Origin of the sequence: Muribaculum intestinale (assembly GCF_002201515.1) — a bacterium.
Classification (GTDB): domain Bacteria; phylum Bacteroidota; class Bacteroidia; order Bacteroidales; family Muribaculaceae; genus Muribaculum; species Muribaculum intestinale.
Window position 1 is genome coordinate 2152849 of the sequence record NZ_CP021421.1, and the last position, 21791, is coordinate 2174639.

At 49.6% G+C, this 21791-nt stretch carries 15 protein-coding genes and 1 pseudogene; 7 read left to right on the top strand and 9 right to left on the bottom strand.

Annotated elements, in window-relative coordinates:
• Positions 1 to 73: 73 nt before the first annotated feature.
• From ADH68_RS14155 to ADH68_RS08640, 4 genes and pseudogenes are all read left to right on the top strand, one after another.
• Positions 74 to 811: pseudogene (locus tag ADH68_RS14155) on the top strand (DUF4886 domain-containing protein); the annotation flags it as partial.
• A 48-nt stretch (positions 812 to 859) separates the two neighbouring features.
• On the top strand, positions 860 to 2995 hold the full coding sequence (locus tag ADH68_RS08630) for a glycoside hydrolase family 3 N-terminal domain-containing protein (RefSeq protein ID WP_394364987.1): 2136 nt from the start codon (positions 860 to 862) through the stop codon (positions 2993 to 2995).
• Between the two features lie 10 nt (positions 2996 to 3005).
• Positions 3006 to 5465: a beta-glucosidase gene (locus tag ADH68_RS08635; RefSeq protein WP_068961162.1), complete on the top strand. Its 2460-nt coding sequence runs from the start codon at positions 3006 to 3008 to the stop codon at positions 5463 to 5465.
• 7 nt (positions 5466 to 5472) lie between these two features.
• Positions 5473 to 7980, top strand: a complete 2508-nt coding sequence (locus ADH68_RS08640) for a glycoside hydrolase family 2 TIM barrel-domain containing protein (protein WP_068961161.1) — start codon at positions 5473 to 5475, stop codon at positions 7978 to 7980.
• 136 nt (positions 7981 to 8116) lie between these two features.
• Here ADH68_RS08640 and ADH68_RS08645 read toward each other — a convergent pair whose 3' ends face one another.
• The 7 genes from ADH68_RS08645 to ADH68_RS08675 all read right to left on the bottom strand — a co-directional run bounded on the left by ADH68_RS08645 (position 8117) and on the right by ADH68_RS08675 (position 15040).
• On the bottom strand, positions 8117 to 8728 hold the full coding sequence (locus ADH68_RS08645; RefSeq protein ID WP_068961160.1) for a Maf family nucleotide pyrophosphatase: 612 nt from the start codon (positions 8726 to 8728) through the stop codon (positions 8117 to 8119).
• Between the two features lie 29 nt (positions 8729 to 8757).
• On the bottom strand, positions 8758 to 11310 hold the full coding sequence (locus tag ADH68_RS08650; RefSeq protein WP_162288386.1) for a beta-N-acetylglucosaminidase domain-containing protein: 2553 nt from the start codon (positions 11308 to 11310) through the stop codon (positions 8758 to 8760).
• 90 nt (positions 11311 to 11400) lie between these two features.
• A complete protein-coding gene (locus ADH68_RS08655; RefSeq protein WP_068961158.1) occupies positions 11401 to 11925 on the bottom strand; it encodes a KdsC family phosphatase in 525 nt (174 codons plus the stop codon).
• A complete protein-coding gene (locus ADH68_RS08660) occupies positions 11922 to 12713 on the bottom strand; it encodes a Rossmann-like and DUF2520 domain-containing protein (RefSeq protein WP_068961157.1) in 792 nt (263 codons plus the stop codon). The genes ADH68_RS08655 and ADH68_RS08660 overlap by 4 nt, the downstream gene beginning before the upstream one ends.
• Positions 12698 to 13234, bottom strand: a complete 537-nt coding sequence (locus ADH68_RS08665; protein ID WP_068962092.1) for a nitroreductase family protein — start codon at positions 13232 to 13234, stop codon at positions 12698 to 12700. The genes ADH68_RS08660 and ADH68_RS08665 overlap by 16 nt, the downstream gene beginning before the upstream one ends.
• Before the next feature lie 68 nt (positions 13235 to 13302).
• Entirely contained in the window at positions 13303 to 14310 is a 1008-nt protein-coding gene (locus tag ADH68_RS08670; protein WP_068961156.1) for an HU domain-containing protein, read from the bottom strand.
• A gap of 100 nt (positions 14311 to 14410) precedes the next feature.
• On the bottom strand, positions 14411 to 15040 hold the full coding sequence (locus tag ADH68_RS08675) for a flavodoxin family protein (protein ID WP_068961155.1): 630 nt from the start codon (positions 15038 to 15040) through the stop codon (positions 14411 to 14413).
• A 282-nt stretch (positions 15041 to 15322) separates the two neighbouring features.
• On the opposite strand from ADH68_RS08675, the gene ADH68_RS08680 reads away from it, so the two are divergent.
• Both ADH68_RS08680 and ADH68_RS08685 read left to right on the top strand, forming a co-directional pair.
• Positions 15323 to 15895, top strand: coding sequence for a Crp/Fnr family transcriptional regulator (locus ADH68_RS08680; protein WP_068961154.1), 573 nt, complete (start codon positions 15323 to 15325; stop codon positions 15893 to 15895).
• 106 nt (positions 15896 to 16001) lie between these two features.
• Positions 16002 to 18311 (top strand): TonB-dependent receptor domain-containing protein, encoded by a 2310-nt coding sequence (locus ADH68_RS08685; protein WP_161953077.1) that lies wholly within the window; start codon positions 16002 to 16004, stop codon positions 18309 to 18311.
• 78 nt (positions 18312 to 18389) lie between these two features.
• On the opposite strand, the gene ADH68_RS08690 is transcribed toward ADH68_RS08685, so the two are convergent.
• Positions 18390 to 19049: a DUF1349 domain-containing protein gene (locus tag ADH68_RS08690; RefSeq protein ID WP_068961152.1), complete on the bottom strand. Its 660-nt coding sequence runs from the start codon at positions 19047 to 19049 to the stop codon at positions 18390 to 18392.
• Between the two features lie 98 nt (positions 19050 to 19147).
• Between ADH68_RS08690 and ADH68_RS08695 the strand changes: the two genes are divergently transcribed.
• Entirely contained in the window at positions 19148 to 19891 is a 744-nt protein-coding gene (locus tag ADH68_RS08695) for a response regulator transcription factor (protein WP_068961151.1), read from the top strand.
• Here ADH68_RS08695 and ADH68_RS08700 read toward each other — a convergent pair.
• Entirely contained in the window at positions 19881 to 21608 is a 1728-nt protein-coding gene (locus ADH68_RS08700) for a M23 family metallopeptidase (protein ID WP_068961150.1), read from the bottom strand. The two genes, ADH68_RS08695 and ADH68_RS08700, sit on opposite strands and share 11 nt — an antisense overlap.
• Positions 21609 to 21791 lie beyond the last annotated feature (183 nt).

The window sequence follows — 21791 nt, forward strand, 5'->3', positions numbered from 1 at the left end:
AACCAATCTTATATTTCATCCCATGATACACAATCGTATCTTATTCTCAATAATTTTTGTTGTTCTTGCCGTCATGCCGTCGGCTGCGCGTACTCTAAGAGTTCTTGCAGTAGGCAACAGTTTTTCGCGAGACGCCGTAGAGCAGCATCTGCATGAACTGGCAATGGCCGACGGCGATACAATGATTGTCGGTAATCTGTTTATCCCCGGATGTTCGCTGGAGCGTCATGTACAATGTGCGCGCAACGACCGTCCTGATTATGTATATCGCAAAGTCCGTGTCGACGGAAAGCGAGTAGAGACCAAGAGTATGACTCTTGCCCGTGCTCTTGCCGACGAGCCTTGGGACTATGTGAGCATGCAGCAGTCAAGTCCTATTTCCGGCATTTATTCTACATGGAGTGCCTGGCTCCCGGAACTTAAGGATTATGTGAAGGCACGTGTGCCTAAAAAGGCAAAACTCATGCTACACCAGACATGGGCATATTCCGGTGATTCTGGACATAGCGGCTTCAGAAATTATGGCTGCAACCAGGATTCCATGTACCGCAGCATCGTGGGGGCTGTCAATAAAGCCGCGCGACAGTATAAGATAAAGTATATCATGCCCTCCGGCACAGCAATACAGAATGCCCGTACATCATTCGCCGGAGACCATCTGAATCGCGACGGTTACCATCTTGACCTCGGTTTCGGACGATTCACAGCTGCCTGTGCGTGGTATGGTGCACTTACAGGACGTGATGTGACTGCCAGTTCATATATGCCAGAGGGCATGAATGCCGATCTTGTAGCTGTTGCCAAGGCTGCCGGCAACGCTGCGGCGAAACATCCCTCGCAGGTTACCAATCTTTCGGCGATGAAGCCGTCAACTGTACTCTACAAGGATGCTTCGGTACCTGTTGAGATACGTATAGATGACCTCCTGAGCCGTATGACCACCCATGAGAAGGTGATGCAGCTTAATCAGTACACGCTTGGTAATAATAACAATGAGAATAATGTGGGAGAGGTAGCTGGAGAGCTTCCTGCCGAACTTGGTTCTGTAATATATTACAATGATAATCCCGATTTGCGTAATGCCTACCAGCGCAGGTGTATGGAAGAGTCTCGTCTGGGCATACCGTGTATTTTCGGCTACGATATGATACATGGTTTCCGCACGATTTATCCTATATCGCTCGGGCAGGCATGTTCATGGAATGTTCCTCTTGTGGAGCGTATGACATCGTATGCTGCCGCAGAGGGCCGTATGTCTGGTATTGACTGGACATTCTCGCCTATGATTGACGTTGCCCGCGATCCTCGATGGGGGCGTGTGTCGGAGGGCTATGGAGAGGATCCTTATGCCAATGCCGCTTTCTGTGCCGCTACTGTACGCGGATATCAGGGAAAGTCGCTTGCCGATTCTACAACGATAGCCGCATGTCTGAAGCATTATGTGGCATATGGGGCATCTGAGGCCGGCCGCGATTATGTATATACCGAGGTGTCGCCACAGACACTCTGGGATACATATCTTCCGCCATACAAAGCGGGAGTAGATGCAGGAGCGCTGACACTTATGAGCTCGTTCAATGACATAAGCGGTATACCGGGTTCTGCCAATTATTACACACTTACTGAAATCCTGAAGAACCGCTGGAAACATAAAGGATTTGTGGTGAGCGACTGGGGCTCGATAGAGCAGCTTGTAAACCAAGGAAATGCAGCCGACAAGAAAGAGGCCGGATTGCGGGCGTTCAACTCTGGTCTGGAGATGGATATGATGAGCCACGCCTACGACAAGTATCTTGAAGATCTTATTGATGAGGGTAAGGTTGACTCTGTACTTCTTGACGAATCGGTGCGTCGTGTGTTACGTGTGAAGATGTTGCTCGGTTTGTTTGAGAAACCTTATACCGGCAATCATCCCGACAGATTCATGCGTCCCGACGCTTTATCCGCAGCCCGACAGCTTGCCGCCGAGTCTATGGTTCTTCTCAAAAACGACTCTATCGGAATCCTGCCCCTCAATGGTGTCGGTCGCATAGCTGTGATTGGACCGGTTGCGAAAAGCAGTGCATCACTTCAGGGCAGCTGGAACGGACGTGGCGTTTATGATGAAACCGTAACTCTCTATCAGGGTATCCTTGACCGTTTTGCTCCGGAGGCTGAAATTCGCTTTGCCAAAGGCTCCGATCTGGACAAAACCACTGAGGTAGAACTGGCACAGGCCGTAGATACAGCCTGCTGGGCCGATGTCGTGATACTTTGCCTCGGCGAGGAACGCCGCTGGAGTGGGGAGAATGCATCACGCAGCACTATCGCTTTGCCTGAGGCACAGCTTCAGCTCGCCGAGAAAATTGCAGCTACAGGCAAACCGGTAGTGATGCTTCTCAGTAGCGGTCGTCCGCTTGACCTTTCGCAGATGGAGCCACTTGCAAATGCGATTATTGAAGTATGGCAACCGGGTACTGCCGGAGGTGCCGCCGCCGCCGATATACTGTCGGGCGACGTCAATCCTTCAGGCAAACTTGCAATGACATTCCCGCGTTCTACAGGCCAGATTCCTATCTATTACAACCGACGCGGCTCTGCACGCCGCCATCAGGGTTTCTACCAGGATATCCCGTCGACCCCGTTGTATCCTTTTGGCCATGGACTCAGCTATACGACATTCGCATATGGAGAGCCGTCGGTAAGTTCATCCACTTTCAGGAAGGGCGAGAAAGTGACGGTAACGGTACCGGTGACCAACACCGGATCGCGTGCCGGAGCTGAGGCGGTACTATGGTTTATATCCGATCCGGCAGCATCAATCACACGTCCGATAATGGAGTTGAAGCATTTTGAGAAGCGTGAGTTAAAGCCGGGTGAGACAACGACATTCAAGTTTGTCATCGATCCGGTGAAGCATCTTTCATTTCCTGATGCCGACGGCAATATTATACTTGAACCGGGCGATTTCAAAATAATTGTCGGCCCACATACTGTAAATCTTGTAATGGAATAACTTTATTATCATGAATTTATACAAAAAATGCGCTGCTACACTGGCAGCCGCCACTCTCTCAACTGCACTTTTTGCGGCAGGTGTGACTGACCATGATGCCCGGGCCAGGCAACTGGTCGACAAAATGACTATTGACGAGAAAATCTCGCTCCTGTCGGGCGAAACATCGTTCTCTATACGCGCCATACCGCGCCTTGGTATCCCCAGGGTGCTGCTGGCCGACGGCCCTCAGGGTGTGCGCAATCATGCACCGCACTCTACTCTCTATCCGTGTGGCATCCTTACCGCCGCGTCATGGGACCGTGATATCGCCCGGCGTGTAGGGGAGAGCATCGGCGATGATGCCAGGGCCAGAGGTGTCGGCATTATGCTCGGACCTGGTGTCAACATCTATCGTTCCCCCCTGTGCGGCCGCAATTATGAATACATGGGCGAAGACCCTTACCTCGCATCGGAAACTGCTGTAGCATATATCCGAGGCATGCAGTCGCGCGGGGTCATGGCTACTGTTAAGCATTTTGCCGCAAATAATCAGGAATGGAGCCGCCATCATGCGTCGAGCGAGGTCGACGAGCGTACTCTCAATGAGATATATTTTCCTGCATTCCGAAAGGCTGTGGAGGCCGGTGTCGGGGCGGTAATGAACAGTTATAATCCACTCAATGGCGTACATGCCACCGAGAATGCATGGCTCAACAACGATATACTCAAGGGTGAATGGGGGTTCGACGGCATACTTATGAGCGACTGGACATCAGTGTATTCGACAGTCGGTGCCGCTAATGCCGGTCTTGACCTTGAAATGCCAAAAGCGGTATGGTTTACTCCGGAAAAACTCAAGGCCGCCATTGAGACAGGCCGTGTGTCGCAGGCTACTGTTGATGATAAGGTAGCAAGGATTCTGCGTACATATTCCCGATTCGGATTGTTCGACCGCGAGCAACGTGACTCTTCTATAGCTCTCGACGCGCAGTCATCATCGCTCACAGCTCTTGATGCCGCGCGTGGCGGAATAGTCCTGCTAAAAAATGATAATGACATGCTTCCGCTTAAGGGACGCACAGTAGTGCTCGGTCCTTATGCCGACCATGTTACTACCGGAGGCGGCAGTGGGTTTGTAAGTCCGTTCCGCACGACAACGGTTGCCGGTGGAATGAAGAAAATTCGCCGTAATACCGTTGTTCTTACCGACAGCGTTCTGTTTCGTGATATAGTAGGCTGTGACGTATGGACTGACTCTACTCGCACATCACGCGGATTTACCGGAGAGTATTTCCCCAATAAATCATTTGAGGGTAATCCTGCGGCAGTGCGTTGCGATTCGGTTATTTCATTTGACTGGGGAAGCGGTTCGCCCGACGCGTCAATCCCTGTTGACGGATTCTCAGTGCGCTGGACCGGTTGGGTAGCGCCTGCCGACAGTAAGCGTAATCTCAAGCTATCGGTCGGCGGTGATGACGGCTATCGTGTATACGTCAATGGAAAAGTGGTTGCAGGTGACTGGGGAAATCATTCTTACTCCAGACGGGAGATACAGCTTCCGGTCGATGCCGGACAGGCGTTGAATCTGCGTATCGAGTATTTCGACAATATATCCGACGCGAAAATTGATTTTGCGATGATGGAATTTGATGATGATACTTTAACGAAAGAATTAAAGAGAGCCGATAATGTAGTGTTGTGTACAGGTTTTGACAGCGATACGGAAGGCGAGGGCTTTGACCGTCCTTTTGCTCTTCCTGAATATAAAGTGGAATTTATCAGGCGTGTCGCAGCACTCAATCCCAGAGTTGCCGTAGTGCTTAATGCCGGAGGTGCGGTAGAAATGGAATCGTGGCACAATGATGTCCCGGCCATTCTGATGGCATGGCATACCGGTCAGGAAGGGGGGCAAGCCATTGCAGAAATTCTCACAGGTAAACTCTCTCCTTCCGGACGTCTGCCGATAAGCATAGAACGAACAGAGGCTGACAATCCCTCATCGGCATATTACCATGCTACTTCCAATCCGCGTTGGGAATCGGCTCGTATCGACTACGGCGAGGGCATATTTACAGGCTACCGTGGCTATGACCGTACGGGAGTGAAGCCTCTTTATCCTTTCGGTCACGGACTGAGTTATACTACTTTCGATTATTCAGGGCTGAAGGTGACGCGTATATCTTCCGACAGTGTGACTGTCGATTTTGATATAGAGAATACAGGCCGTGTTGCCTCAGCCGAGGTAGCCCAGATATATGTATCCGATTCGTCATGCTCCGTGCCCCGACCTGCCAAGGAGCTTAAAGGCTATGAGAAGGTGTTTTTACAACCGGGAGAGAAACGTCATGTCACCATCACGCTCGGTAAAGAGGCATTTGCTTTTTATGATATGGATTTCGGAGGTTTCCGCGTAGAACCGGGTGACTTTACCATACGTGTAGGCCATTCTTCCGACAATCTGCTGCTTTCAGCCACCGTCACACTCTGACTTGCTTATGAGAAGAACCGGAATATTTTTACTGTCGCTGGTCGTTATGGCCTTGAACTCAACAGCCCGGGAGATGGTTACGCTTCGAAAAGGGTGGGAATTTCATCGCGGCGATATAGCAAATATCGATTTGAAAGCCGACCGTTCGACAGGGTGGGAGAGTGTCAGTGTGCCACACGACTGGGCTATCGACCAGCCGTTTGACATGAGCAACGATCTCCAGACTGTACAGGTCATACAGGATGGAGAGACGCATCCCACGTTGAAAACCGGTCGCACCGGCGGTCTGCCATACATGGGCATAGGATGGTATCGTCGAAGTTTCGATGTGAGGCCCGGCAAAATGGCTACACTTGTTTTTGACGGAGCCATGAGCGAGGCTAAGGTATGGGTAAATGGACATAAGGTAGGCGAATGGCCTTATGGCTATGCCTCGTTTCATTTCGACGTCACCCCGTATCTCAATCCCGATGGACGAGACAATGTGGTGATGGTGCGGCTTGAAAATCTTCCGTTTAGCTCGCGCTGGTATCCTGGTGCCGGACTTTACCGCAACGTACATCTGCTTACTACAGACTCATTGTATGTGCCTGTATGGGGAGTGCATATCACCACACCCTATGTCAAGGATGATTTTGCCACTGTAAGGATACGCACATTGGTGAATGCCGTTTCGCCGACACACGGCGTACGTGTTGATACGGAGATAATCAATCCGAATGGCATTTCGTCGGGACGTATGTCGGGTATTGTGTCTCATATTGATTCGACCGGCTGTGTGGAGCAGAATATCGAAGTATCCTCTCCCGCGCTATGGTCGCCCGAATCTCCATGTCTGTATACCGCTGTGACACGTGTGTACGATACAGGAGGATATCTGTGTGACTCTGTGACAACCCGCTTCGGCATACGCACGATAGAAGTGATACCCCACCGTGGATTCTATCTAAACGGCCATCATCGCAAGTTTAAGGGAGTATGTAACCATCATGACCTTGGTCCACTCGGTGCCGCAGTCAATCGAAATGCTCTGCGTCATCAGCTTGAGATGCTGAAGGAGATGGGCTGCGATGCGGTGCGCACTTCCCATAACATGCCCGATCCTCAGCTTGTAGAGCTTTGTGACGAGATGGGCTTTATGATGATGATTGAGCCGTTTGACGAATGGGAGATTGCCAAGTGCCGCAACGGTTACCATCGCTTCTGGGACGAATGGGCCGAGCGTGACATGGTAGAAATGCTTCGACACTATCGCAACAACCCTTCGGTAGTCATGTGGTCGGTGGGCAATGAGGTGCCTACCCAATGTTCCGAGGATGGCGCGGCTATGGCTGCATGGCTACGCGATATCTGCCATCGTGAGGATCCGACACGTCCTGTCACTGCGGGAATGGACCAGGTGGCATGTACGCTCGAAAACGGCTTTGCCGCCGCTCTCGATATGCCCGGACTCAATTATCGCACTCATAAATACCACGAAGCCTACGATATGCTTCCTCAGCGTGTTGTGCTGGGGTCGGAGACGGCATCGGCGGTAAGTTCGCGTGGAGTATACAAATGGCCTGTCGAGATTTCCGGCAATGCTACGTATCCCGACCATCAAAGCAATGCCTATGAGGTTGAATCATGTGCGTGGGCCAATATTCCCGAAGTTGATTTTGCTCTTGCCGATGATTTTCCCTGGACCATGGGGCAGTTTGTCTGGACGGGGTTTGATTACCTTGGCGAACCTTCGCCTTACAATACGGATGCATGGCCGAGCCATAGCTCTCTGTTTGGGATAATAGACCTTGCGTCAATACCTAAGGACCGTTATTGGTTGTATCGCTCACAATGGCGTAAAGATGACCACACGCTATATGTCGCTCCTCATTGGACACATCCCGGACGCGAGGGAAAGATTACTCCTGTTATCGCCTATACGGATTTTAATGAAGGCGAGCTTTGGATAAATGGGGTAAGCATGGGCCGTTGCCGTAAACTGTCGGCTGTGGAAGCTGACAGTGCCGTAGCTGCAGGTGATTCTCTTGCGCTGATACGTCGTTATCGTCTTGTCTGGGACTATGTTGTTTACACCCCGGGCGAAATACGTGTCGTTGCATATGATGACGACGGACGTGCAGCAATGGAGCAGACGGTGCGTACAGCAGACACACCTTATGCGTTATCTCTTTCTTCATCGCAGGCCGAGCTGACTGCCAATGCCGATGCCGACCGGCCTTTGGCTTACATCACTGTAAGTGTTGTTGACCGGGATGGCAATTTTTGTCCTGATGACTCGCGGCTTGTAGAATTCGAGGTGAAAGGTCAGGGTCGGTTCCGCGCTGCAGCTAATGGTGACCCCACCTCTCTTGACCCGTTGCAAGAGCCAAGAATGCATTTGTTTTCAGGGCGCTGTACAGCAATCATTGAGGGCATCAATGCCGATGATGCGGACAATCCATCCGGTGTAGTGACTGTTACAGCTATTGCATCGGGGCTTCGTAAGGCTACGCTTAATATCCCTATAAGATAATTGCGTTAGACATAACTGTAAAATTGTAGAAGTGGGGTGGCCAATAATCGGGCCACCCCACTTCTACAATTTAGGATGATGTTTTGCACATGGATATTATCCGAGTGTGAATGTGCGCTTATAGATATGCTCTAATTTATACAGGGTCAATGAAGTTTTTCAATTCGTTATATAGTCGGTGTACAGGGAGTCCCATCACGTTGTAGAAACTGCCGCTGATACTTTCGATACCGATTGCACCTATCCATTCCTGGATACCGTAGGCTCCGGCTTTGTCGAGCGGACGATATTTCTCTACATAATACTGTATCTCATCGTCGGAAATGGCGGCAAACCGTACGTCGGTGCTTACCGAGAATGTATGTCGGTGGATTGAGTCGGTGAGGGTGACTCCGGTAACTACAGTCTGACTCCGGTCACGAAGTGCTTTCAGCATTTCTATGGCATCGGCTTCGTCCTTTGGTTTGCCGAGAATCATACCGTCGATTATCACCACGGTATCGGCGGTGATTATTATTTCGTCATCTTTCAGGTGGCTGCAATAAGCGTCGCCTTTTTTCTGAGAAAGATGTGCCGGCACATCCTCGATTGGCATGTCGGGGCTGTATGTTTCGTCGACGTCGATGCTTTCGGCTATTTCAAACGGAATGTCAAGCATCGCGAGGAGTTCACGTCGACGAGGAGAATGGCTTGCGAGGAGCAATCTACGGCCGTTGATAAAATCGGTAGGGACTGTTGACTTTGCCATTATGGTAGGCTGTGTATGAATTATCGGTGTCAGAGCACTACTATCTCGCAAATGTCAGCTCCTGCCGAGCTGAAGTTGACTTTAGTTGTGCCGTTTGCAAGATTGATTTTGCGCCAAGGTGTAGTAATTGTATCGGATGACACGATATTGCCTTTTGCGTCTATCTGGTCGACAGTGACAGGATTGTCGATTGTCTTGCTGAGTACAAGAATTGAGTTGGCTCCGCTCTCGGGAGTGATGTTCCAAGTGTCTCCCGCAAGGGTAGAATATGTGTCGGGATTATTGTCAAAGGCGTTGAGCATGATGTCGACTGCAGATGCGGTAGCGCTGTAGGGAAGATTGTCGGCGGTGACGGGATTTACGAAGAATTCTCTCACTGTGGTCCAGCTTGTGCGCTTGGAGTCGAGTCTCTTTATGCGCACGTAGCGGGCATCGATTCCGTTGTCATCTTTCCAGATGATATCATACGTCTCCTTTAGCGGAGATGTGAGGTCGGTCCATGTATGTCCGTCGGCTGATGCCTGAAGTACGACATTGTCGAAATAATCGGTGTCGGCTGTAGAGTTACGTCCCTGCATCACGCGTATGTTGTTGACTTTACGGAGTGTGCCGAGGTCGAGACCAATCCAGTCGCCATCTTTCTGCGCTTCAGCCGAGGTATAGTGGTTTGTGGTATCTCTGTCGGTCATCAGGCGCGACTGGCGTGTGGCCAGGTTGGGATATGAGCCGATAGGGATATGAATGGCCGGAGTGTTTCCGGCAACTCGACCGTAGAATCCGATTACCATGTCTTCGAGCGCATTCTCGATAAAAGGCTGCAGTTTCAGGGTGCCTGATTTGTGGGCGTCGTAGGCTTTGCGTTCTTCAGGAGTCATAAGCGCATCTACATATCCGGTCCAAAATATTGAGTCGTTGCCGGCGCGGTATTGTTCAATCAGGCCGATGGCTTCAACTCCGCGCTTGCCGAGTTTGCCAAATTCGGTAAGCCAGGGCTTAAGCTCCTTCATCAGCAGTTGATTGTTGCATTTCGCCTCCATAGTGGCAGGCACTTTCTCGATTTTCTCAAATTCAGCCAGCATAGCCGCGGCTTTTTCAGGAGTGTATTCGTTGAGAGAGAAGGTCGAAGTTTCCCACGATTCATCACGTCGGTATCCGTTTTCGGTGTCTGCAGAGTGTATGGCGAATGTGCGGTATGCGTCAGTGGCATCGGGGGCGAGATCGGATAGGGCGCGTTCCCAGTTGTCGATGGCATTGTAGGCGGGGGTATTCCAGGTATAGTCGGCTACACCATAAAGAGCCAGTTTAGAGGCTTCGCCATGTTCCATGGGGTTTGTCCCGAATCCTACAACATCTTCTTCTGTGATTGTAGTGTCCAGTCCGTATACCGGGCCCTGAAGTATGAAATTCCGGCAGTAGTCAGATACGGGATAGTTCCACCACCAGAATCCGGGGCGGCGGATAAGACCGTTGAAGAAGTCCATTGTTTCGTGTGTAAGGTCGCTGCAAACTACGTCGCCGGTATAGAATACTTCTATCGATTTGTCGAGCGAGCGCCCGTATGTGGCCAGTGCGCCGGCCGAATCGGTTTTGGCCCATAGGCGCGAATAATCGGTCGGGCATACTACGAGATTGCTTACATCGCCTTTCTTTTTCACAAACTCTCGGTTGAGACGGTTGAACAGGTCGACCTGTTTCACCGGATTGCGTCCTTCGCCGTCGATATCATCAAAGAATAGAGCGAATGCCCTTACTCCCAGGTCGTACATCATATCGAGCTTGTTGACAAGGCTATCGTAGTCGGCTTCGTTCCAGCGGATATCTCCCCCGGGGTGGATTGCCCAGATGAAGTCGACATGGTTGCGGTTGGCGGCCTCTACCAGTTCCTTGATTTTTTTAGCTTCGGGTTCAGGGTAGGGCTGTCTCCAGTGGGGAGTGCTGTGATAGGGGTCGTCCTTAGGCCCGAAGAAATAGCTGTTGAGCTTGTTTTTCCCATAGTAGTCAATGAGCGACAGGCGCACATCGTGGCTCCATGGAGCACCATAGAATCCCTCTATGACACCTCGGCGCGACAGCGATGGCCAGTCGTTGATAGTCATATGCGGAATAGTGCCAGATGAGGCAATTTCCGATGTGAGTATCTGGCGCAGGGTCTGCAGACCGTAGAAAGCGCCTGCCTCATCATATCCTGTTATGGTGACTCCTTTTTTATCAACGGTAAGTTTATAGGCTTCCGGTCGAAGTTCGACTCCATTTTTTTTAGCCTGTTTTTCTCCGAAATCAATAGACAGGTCTATTCCTCCGGGTACGACTTCTGCTATTGTATAAGCAAATTTTCCTTTTTTATCGTTGATTTTTTTTGTGGCAGGGAGAGTGTAGACTGATGTGCGGTCGATGTCGATGCTGTGGGGGGTGGGGTTTATTATCAGCCCCTGATGATCAATTTTTTTTCCGGGCACAGGGTTGAGTTGCTGTACCTCTGAACGTTGCGACGAAAGATCAAACGCACCTTCGTCGGCTGCAGCTGTGTTTGGTACTGTGGCGCATATGACGGCAGTCATTGCGGCTGAAATCATAGTTTTCATTAGGTTCATTTTAAGGGGATAGTTATAGTTTGAAGATTGATTGGCAAATATAAAAATCAGTAGATTATTTATTTCTTAATTATTGGCGTATTACCATCCGAAGGCTTTTTCATCTTTCATCCAGTGGCCTTGTGCACGCATTATCTCCTCAATAAGGTCGCGGCCTACACCATATCCGCCATCGCATGGCGATATGTATCGTGCAGTCTCCTTTATTTCGCGAGCCGCATCGCGAGGAGCTACCGGGAGTCCGACATGGCGCATTACTTCATAGTCGGGTATGTCGTCTCCAGCGTATGCCACCTCTTCCGGTTTAAGGCCACGGCTTTTCATCCATTCGTGTAGAATGTTGATTTTGACGCCGGCTTTCATATATATGTCCTTAACGCCGAGTCCGCTGAAGCGGTCGTATACGGCCTGTGAGTCGGCTCCTGTGATAATAGCAATCTTGTAGCCGCATTTCACGGCAAGCTGTATGGCATAGCCATCCTTTATATTGACCATGCGTTGTGGCATCCCGTCGCCTCCCAGAGGTATGCAAGAGGGTGATAGCACACCGTCTACATCGAATACTATGCCGCGTATGAGCTCCAAGTCGTAGTCAATCTTGCTCATTTGTTGAAATATTTTAGTATTGAGTCTGATAGCAGTGAATATATTTCCCGGTCATCGCCCTGGAGCATTGATTCGTGGGATGCTATTACCGACCGGTCGCCACGTCGGGCAGGCCCTGTCTGTCCGTCGCGAGGCCCGGTTGTCATCGCTTTAGTGAGCGTAGCCTCGATAAGTGGTGCAAATACACGTATGTCAAGTCCTTCATCGTGGAGAAGAGTGTCGGCCTTGAGCCACATGTAGTTGGCAAAATTGCATGCAAAAACAGCTGCGATATGAAGTCGGCGGCGCCTGTCGGAGTCGGCATCGTATATGTGGGATGTGAATATCGCGGCGGTCTTCTTCAGTTTGCCGGCGGCCTCAGGTGTGGAGGCTTCAATGAATACCGGTACCTGTGCCATGTCGACATCTACATCACGTGAGAATGTCTGCAACGGATAGAATACACCATGGGCATCGCCGACACCATCCAAAGCCGTAGCCGGTATTGAGCCGGAGGTGTGCGCCCATATGCCTTTGCGGCCTTTAAGCTGCATTGCAAGCGGGATTATGGCGTCGTCGCTTACCGAAATCAGATACAGGTCGGCTTCGAGTGTTATGTCATTGATATTTTCTACGGCTTCGGCGCCGATGTCGTGTGCAAGAGTTTCGGCATGACGTGGATTGCGCGACCATATCTGCACGATATTCGGAGCAAGCACTTTGGCCAGATGTGTGGCCACGTTTCCGGAGCCCAGCAGTACAATGCGCACTGAATCGTCTGATGACTGCCCGGTCAACGTTCCTTCCATTCGTTTATATGTACCTTCTCCCATAGCAGTTTTTCCAGATTCTGTGGCTTTTTCTCTTCTGCAGGATGTCCGATTGTTATTATCGCAACTGGAAGAATGGTGTCAGGCATATCAAGTACATTTTGTACGTAAGTTTCAGACTCGAGGTCGCGGTCGGTATATCGTCCGCGTATCTGTATCCAGCAAGAGCCGAGTCCGAGATCCTGTGCCTGAAGCTGTATGAAAGTCGCGGCGATTGCAGCATCTTCAATCCATGGGTCGCTTGCCTCCACATCGACAGCTACCACTATGGCAAGCGGTGCTTTAGCAATCGGCATTGCTCCGGCTTCTTTGCATTTGCTGAGAGCTTCAAGCCTGGCGGCGTCCTCTACTATTACAAACTGCCATGGGCGGCTGCTTTTACTTGTGGGGGCCATTAAGGCAGCCTCCATGATGGTCTTGACATCTTCAGCTGATATCTCTTCGTCGGTATATCGGCGTATACTGCGACGGTTTGTTATAAGGTCGTGGAATGAAGTCATTGTATTGAAGGATATATTTGACATATGCAATCTCTGTACGATTGCCATGAAAACTCACGGTATGAAGGTTATCTGCGGCATACCCAAGCCTGCGGGTATCGGTCGGAAAATCCTTCCTGCGACATTGGACGTCGGGCAGCCTCAAAAGTCTTGCCTGTGGCCACGTATATGCGATAACGGCCGTCGCATTCAAGCAGATGCATTTCATTGCCGTTGGGGTGCTCTTCGATATATTCCGAGGCCTTGTAAGCCGAAGGAAGGGATGCTACAACAAGGAAGTAGCGGTCGGTGGCGTCGCAGCGGATGCTTTCTACCGGAGCAGGTCCTTCGCGTTTTACGATAGGGGTGGTGATGACTGTGGCTGTGCCGTATGTCGAGTCAGGCATAGCTATCGCCAAAGTGAGCCGGCGTGTGCGGCTGTCAAGTGTCTTTAGCTCATCGCATGCCGACGATTTGCTCCGTTCGATAGACGGGGCCATTGAAGCGCGCATGGCGCGGTTGTCGACAATCGGCGTCGACAGCATGAGTCCAAGCATAATTAGCGCTACCATAGCAGCCGCTACCTGGAGTATTCCGCGCCTGACAGGCGCATATGAACCCGAGGCCTCAGTCGTTTGTGAGTTTTCATCGGCGACATGCTGCGCTGATGAATGTAAACTCAGCGGAGTGGCTTTTACTGCGCTCAATCCGATATAGCGTGGGGATACATCAGCACTTTCGAATGGCTCGAACGTCGGGACACCTTCTTCGGACAGCGACAATACTCCGAGATGTCCGAGGCCTGTTTCACCTTCCTGTTGCAACTGGTAGCGCATCGCATTCACACAATCGGTCACAATCTGTGCGGCCTGGTCGTATGTAAGGCGGTGGCGACGGGCAACGGAACTTACAAGCAGTCCGTCGTTGTGTACAAGTTCGGCATTAAAGGTAATCGAACGTCGGGGTGGAAATATGCATTCCAGTTCCGAGTCAATAGATGCGGGAGTATGGTGTGCTATAAGCGCACCAAGGCCCGGCACGACAACGCAGTCATGTCGGAGCACCAGATATTCTATATGCTCGATTATCGATATCACTACGCAAAGTTAGTCACTTCCTGTCATTTTTCAAAACGAAACGCCACGTTTTTATCTCGGCGCCGTGTGGTGCCGAGTTCATGCAGGATACAATGCGGGTTTAATCATCGAAAAAGCTGGTGAAGTATCTGCGCTCTTGTTCGGGCACTCCTCCGTTGGCTTCCCTTTGAGAGCGGATAGCTTTGATTAGAAACGCCATGTTGCGTCCGAGGTTGCGCATTGTCTGAAGTCCCTCCAGGTCATTGTCGACATCGGCGGCCTTGAAGCCGTGGACTTCATTCCAATATGTGCTTGATACTACCGGCATGGAGCTGATAGTGAAATATTTGTTGATTTCATCCATGGCCGATGTAGAGCCTGCTCGACGTGATGAGATTACGGCGGCTCCTACTTTCATTGTCTTGTCGACAGTGGTCATTGTACTGTAAAACAATCGGTCGAGAAATGCAATAGCCTGTCCGTTGGCGTGTGCGTAATATACCGGAGTGCCTACTACGATGCCGTCGGCTTCGGCAAATTTGGGTGCGGTTTCGTTGACGATGTCGTTGAATACACACTGTCCGTGCTCGCGACAATGGTTGCATGCTATGCATCCGCGTATGTCGCGGTTGGCGATATTTATAAGCTCGGTGTCTACACCATTGTCGTGGAGTGTGTTTTCAAGCTCGGTAAGAGCGCGTGCCGTACACCCGTTGATATGGGCGCTTCCGTTGAATATGAGTACTTTCATTTTGGTATGGGCCGATTATAAACAGACCGGAATTAGGATGACTCCGGTATAGATATTAACGCATGGCGGCGATGAAAATATTATATTCTGTTTCCCAATATTTGTTAATGCCGGAGGTTCCTGTGGTCATGTACATAAAGTACACTCCTTCGTCACATGTCGAAAATCGACTCAAGCTATACGACCCTGGCAGCAACATTTATTATTAAACAAGCTCTTAATTATTTTTGAGGATTTGAATGGCAGGGGTATTGAGAAAAAACGTTAATTTTGTGTAACGATATGGCGCAGTTTAATCTATATGACTCTCTGATTGACCTCTCGATGATAAAGAGTTATTGTCGCGAGAAAGGCAGTTTGTGCCTTTATGCAAAAGAGGAACACTTTGTGCAACAGGGAGAGGTCGGTAAATATCTTGGAGTTGTCGAATCCGGCTATTTCAAATATCAAGTTATCACTTCCTCCGGCAAAGAGGCCGTTGTTGGATTTGCCTTCGAGGGTGAGATTGTCGTCGATTTTTACAACTCATATAATCGCTGTCCATCTGAAATTACAATCAAAGCCGGATCCGCTTCATCTGTGTCGCAAATCCGAATATCAGAAGCGAGGGAATTGATTAATACCACATTCGATGGTAATCTTTCCTCTCTTAATGGCATCTTGTTCAATGAGATTTATGTTCGCTATCTTGAACTCTACCGCAAGACTCCGACAGAGCGTTATATTGATTTGATCAATCAGTATCCTCAGATTTTTGACATAGTTTCGCTACGCGATATAGCTTCGTATTTACTTATTACTCCCGTATATCTCAGCCGAATCCGAAAGATTATCGCAATAAATACGGGCGAATAAAACTTGTTTTACGCCGAAGTCATTTTGTCTTCCGAACTTTGCCGAATAATATCGGCAAATGAATAATCTAATAATTAAATCAATCTTATTTTTTCTAATGACCGTGATGTCGTCCGCGGCATTCGCGCACACAAATGCTACGAGTCAATCGAGAGTTGATATTGCTATATCGCCCAATTTAAAAGGAGTTGTTGTAGATGAAAACAAGACTCCAATAGATTTTGTAAATGTAGTCTTACTAAAAGTTGACTCTACATATCTCGCAGGTACGATTACGGATAAAGATGGAACGTTTGCGTTCAAGGGGGATTATGACAGTCCACGGTTCATTAAAGTTTCTTCTGTCGGTTATGCCTCACAAACACTTGACATTCCTTTGACAGGAAATTTTGGTATGATTGTCCTTGCAACCGAAAGCACCATGCTTGGTGAAGTCGTGGTAAAATCAAATCGCCCAGTAACGGCTATCAAGGGAGATGCGCTTGTGACGAATGTGGCAGGCACACAGCTTGAACATGCCGGAACAGCCGAGGATGTTCTGGTTCAAGTACCTATGGTTGTCGGACGCGACGGATCATTCGAGGTTTTCGGCAAGGGCTCCCCGGCAATCTATATCAACGGTCGTCTTGTGCGTGATTCCAACGAACTGATGCAGATAAGTTCGGCTGATATAAAAAACGTTGAAGTTGTGACAAATCCGGGTGTCAGATATGACGCATCGGTCAATTCCGTAATCCGTATAACAACGAAACGACCGCAGGGAGATGGTTTTAGCGGTTTACTTCGGAGTGTCCTCAGGGAGAATAAATATGTATCCAGTGTGAATCAAGCGAATTTCAAATACAGGACAGGAGGACTGGAGGTATTCGCCAATTTCGGTGGGGCAATAGCAAAGTTCCAGAGTAACCAATATGGTATATCCAACTCTTCTATGTCGTGGAAAGAAGAGATAACTCAGAACGGCTACGGCAACGTGAAAGATTTCTTCGGAAAGGCGTGGTTCTCATATATGTTTAATGAGAAGCATTCAATAGGAGCCTATTATAGTAATGGAATCACAAACGACAGGATGCAACACTCCCATGTAACTGACTTGTCGGCTGACGATGAAATTTTAGACGTAGCCACAAGTCTGCGCTCAGGCGACACAAAGAAGCTCCCGCGGCATTATGCCAATATGTATTATAACGGCAAAATTGGAGACCTCGGCATTGATCTGAATGCCGATTATCTGTGGAACAAGTCAAGATCCAATGTCACGGTGGATGGAATCAGCCTGACAGATGGAAAATCGTTGATACACTCCCTCGGCGCGAATCGGGGACGTATGTTTGCAGAGAAACTGGTCTTAAGTTATCCTGTATGGAACGGCACGATTGAGGCAGGTGAGGAATTCGTATCCTCTCGCTTCTCTTCCGATTATGTGACTGACGCGGAAATCGTAGATGATGCCAATACTCGTGTTGACGAAAACAATATTGCCGGATTCATTGATTTCCGACAGACATTCGGTCGCTTCAATTTCGGAGCCGGATTGAGGTATGAGCATGTGAATTTCGATTATCTTGAAAACGGGCAGAAAAAAGAGAATCAGAGTAAGACGTATAATAATCTTTTCCCCTCTTTCTTTATGTCGACAACAATAGATAAAGTCCAACTTTCATTAAACTATACAGGCAAGACAAAACGACCAAACTACGGCGACCTTGATGGCACAATCGACTATATCAACCGCTATACACTTCAAGGTGGGAATCCATATCTTAAGCCTGAGAAAATACACTCTGTAGAACTTACCGGGGCTTGGAGACGATTCTTCGCACAACTGTCGTATACCTATAAAAAGGATCCCATCATATCTACAACCGTGCCCTACGGAGAAAGCGGCGAGGTGAAGCTCATGACTCTGGATAATTTCCCGGAAATACATTCAATCCGCGCGTTTATAGGTGCGAGTTGCAATATCGGCATTTGGGACCCCCGCATAAATCTCGGCTTAACGAAGCAGTGGTTTGCAATCGACACTTGGAAAGGGCGCAAACACTTGAATAACCCACAAGGGATGGTTCAGTGGCAGAATGCCATACATCTTCCCTATGACGTTTGGTTAAACGTCGATATGGCATGGGAGAGCGCAGGCAATGACAGAAACCTGTATCGCAAGGCTTGCTCCTACGTAAATGCCAAACTATACAAGGCGTTTTTTAACAATAGCTTCAGTGTCTCTGTCGAGGCAAACGACATCTTCAATCAGCGCAATTATGGTGTTATGTCATTCAGCAGAGATATAACACGCTATGTCTGTGTCACTGATTTAAGTCGTTCATTCTACTTGACACTACAGTACACATTCAACTCAAGCCGCGACCGTTACAAAGGCCGTGGTGCAGGTACAAATGAAAAGAATCGATTCTAAATAATTAGATATAACGATACTCTTGAAAAAATGGATATCGGTTTTCTCTCCCGATATCCAATATTTTTAAACAAGCTCTTATTCTGCGGCATTCTGCTCCAGCCACTTCAGACGTGTGGCGTCGGGCAGATGCTTTACCGAGAAGTCGGAGAATGTGGCACGGAAGCCGTTTCCGTCGGGGCATGCGGCCATCATGCCGATTTTTACCGGGCGGTTGGCCTCCATCCATGCGTTGCGCATGAGTGTGTATTCCTTGTCATCGAAAGAGTAGAATATCTCGATGGCATCGAGGCGGCGTACGGCTTTTATCCATATGAAGTCGACTGGACGGTCGAGGGCTATAACACTCCAGTCGGATGTGTGATGGGTAACTACAGTGCTGAGGTTATATTTGCCGTCGACAAATTCTATTCCGGCCTTTATATAGTTTTCATGATCAATGCGTATCATCATTCCGGCCTGGTCGAATCGCACCTTGTAGTCGCCCGACACTTTTACTTTTGCCTCGAATTCGCCGCCGTATTCGGCATAATAGAAGGGTGCGTCGTCAACGGTGAATCCGTAGTGTGATATCCGCCAGTAGTCGCTCTGCGGAGTGACGTCCATAGAGAGTTTCCCTCCGCTTATGTTCCATTGTGCCGGTTCGTTAAACCAATTCATTTTTTCAAGTCTCTGCCCACAAACCGATTGAGCTGCAATAAGTGATAATGCTGTAGCTAATGTTGCCTTTATATTCATTGCTTTATTATTTTTAAATAACCATTCAATCAATTAACTTTGCAAAGTTAATGGCTTGCTTTATAGTGGGCAATGGCTGAAAATAACCATTTTTGCATATGGATACCTTTCGCAGACTCGATACCATAATGAAAAACCAGCCTCATTCGCCGGCAAGCACCTACCGGATGGCGGTGGAGCGCTATGCCGAGGCTATAGCTACGATGGAGAATGTTGTGGCGGTGCTCAGTGACCTTAAGGCCGGCACGAGCCGTATATTTCACGGTGCGTTCAGTGACAGCATAGGATTACGACGCTATATCTCTGAAAACTCAATCTGGGAAAAGGAGATACTTGAACTGATTCCGGAGGCCGACCGTGAGGAGAAGTATCTGGCAGAGTTAAGGTTCTATAACTTTCTGCGACATATGCCCCGCGGGCGCAGACATGTATACTTCCTTGCCGCCAAACTGCGTTTCTTGCCTCGCGGTGTGTCGCCGGTAGATGTGCTCCACCGTATGTACTATATATATACTCCCGACGGTGATGCTTTGAGTCACGCGCTATGTCTCTATGGCCCTCAGGCATTCGACTTTCCCGGCAGGAGTGTTGCCGTAAATTCCGTTACCGGTCAACTTCATCCTCTGACATCCGCTTCCGACGACAGTATTCTGTCCAGACGGGAAAAACAGGTGCTTGAACTGATTGACATGGGACGTTCGAGCCGTGAGATTGCCGATGTGTTGTCGATAAGTGTGCATACCGTAAGTCGTCATCGTCAGGAAATATTGGCCAAACTTCAGGTGAAGAATTCGGCCGAAGCCTGCCGTTTGGCCAGGAGTCTGTCAATTATCACCAGATGAATGTGTCGTGGGAGGTCGCCGTGTTGCCGCAAGCATCAGTAACGGTCATTGTCACCTCATGTTTTTTACCTTTTGTAAAGCGCGACGGGTCCATTACGAAAGTCGCGGTAGCCGTTTTGCCGTCGAGCTCAAACAGTGCGAACTTACCGTCGATGGTGCCATGGTAGGTCTTTACACCGCTGAGATTGTCGGAAAGCACATATTTCACGCGCCCGTTACGTCCCCAGGTTTCCGGTTTGACGGGACGTACCTTTGGTGCTACTGTATCGGTTGTGACGGTGAAGCGGCCAAGTGCCGACGGACGTCCTTCCATGCGTCCGTCGCGCCATGTGGCATCGACACGGGCAGAGCCACCCTTTGGAGTAAGTCGTACCATGCATAGCTTTTCGGTGTCGGTCGCCGGTGGACACTGAACATCTATGTTGACTTCAAACTCACCGCTAACCGGCACGGTAGCGCTCCCTACGGAATACACCGGTGTGAGATATTTTTCGGAAGGAGTGGATGTTATCGATATATAGCCGTCATTGTAGAATGTGCCTTTGGGGAATGTTACTTCTGCGCCGTCTACATTGAAAGTGTTGCGTCCGCGATGGTCTATGAGACTGCCCTTGCGCGAGCCTTCGGGTATGTCGGCTTTTCGGCCATGGATTGTAAAGGGCTGTGTTTTCCGGTTGCCATGTTCATCCACCAATATCCAGCGGCATTTGTAATCCCGCTCTTCGTTTATGAGCAGTGTGCCGCGGTCGACTGTGCGTATCATGTCGCCAAGCGGTTCGGAGTCGGGTAGCAGTGTCCACATCATCCATGAGCCGCTGTTGATTACTCCGGCATAGTCGGTGAGAGTGTTTACCGCCTTGGTGTTGTCAAATGAAAAACGGTCAATTGTGCGTCGGTATACCTCTTTGCCGTCAACTTCCAGTGAGAGATGTTTTACTCCATAGATATTTGTTGTGCCGTTCATACGGTCGTAGGCTTTTATTGCCGGAGCTACACGTCCCCAGGCTGTGAATCCCTGGGCGAATTTTGCCGGCACGAGTGTGGATGCTCCTGTAACGGTGCCTTCTCCATCGACGGCATACAGGCCAAGCGCTCTCACTTCAGGGGCTACGGCATCTTTTATATGGCGTCGGTAATATACCATAGGGTCGAGCGGATCGCCTGTGCGGGTGTCGCGTACATCCATATGCAGGTGTGGGCCTCCTGATGAGCCGGCGTTTCCGCTACGGCCTATCGCCTCCCCACGTTTTACGGGCAGCTCTCCCGGGAGAAAATTCATGTCGATGGAGAAAGTCTCACGGGCATATTGTTCGGCACGCACACGTTTGTCGATTGTCGGAGAGAATGCTTCGAGGTGGCCGTATACTGTGGTGAGTCCGGTCGAATGATGTGTTACGTATACCGCGCGTCCGAACCCCCATGGCGAGGCCACGATTCGGCTTACATACCCGTCGTCGGCGCTGCGTACGGTCAGTCCGGTGCGACCCTGGGTCTTGAAATCAAGTCCGGAATGAAAATGGTTGCGCCGCAATTCGCCGAAATTGCCACTGAGTATCAATGGTATGTCGAGCGGCAGTCCGAGTTCAGGCAGATTGTCACCGGCAGTGCGTCTGTCAGCATTCTGCTGTGCGGATGCGGTAGTCGTCCCTGCGATAATAATAGATGCGGCGGCTACAGCACAGCCTCGCAATATCATGGTGTATGTAATATCTTTCATATGTAATGGGGGTATTCCGAAACAACAAAAAGAAGGGCAGCCCGCAATAGGGTCTGCCCTTTCTTTTAAAGTGCCACATCAAAGGAATGCGATGAAACTCCGAATGACAGGATTTGAGCGCTCGCCATCCTTTGTAATCCGCCTTGGTGTCGTAGACACCTCCACTCTCCGAAAAAGAGGGAT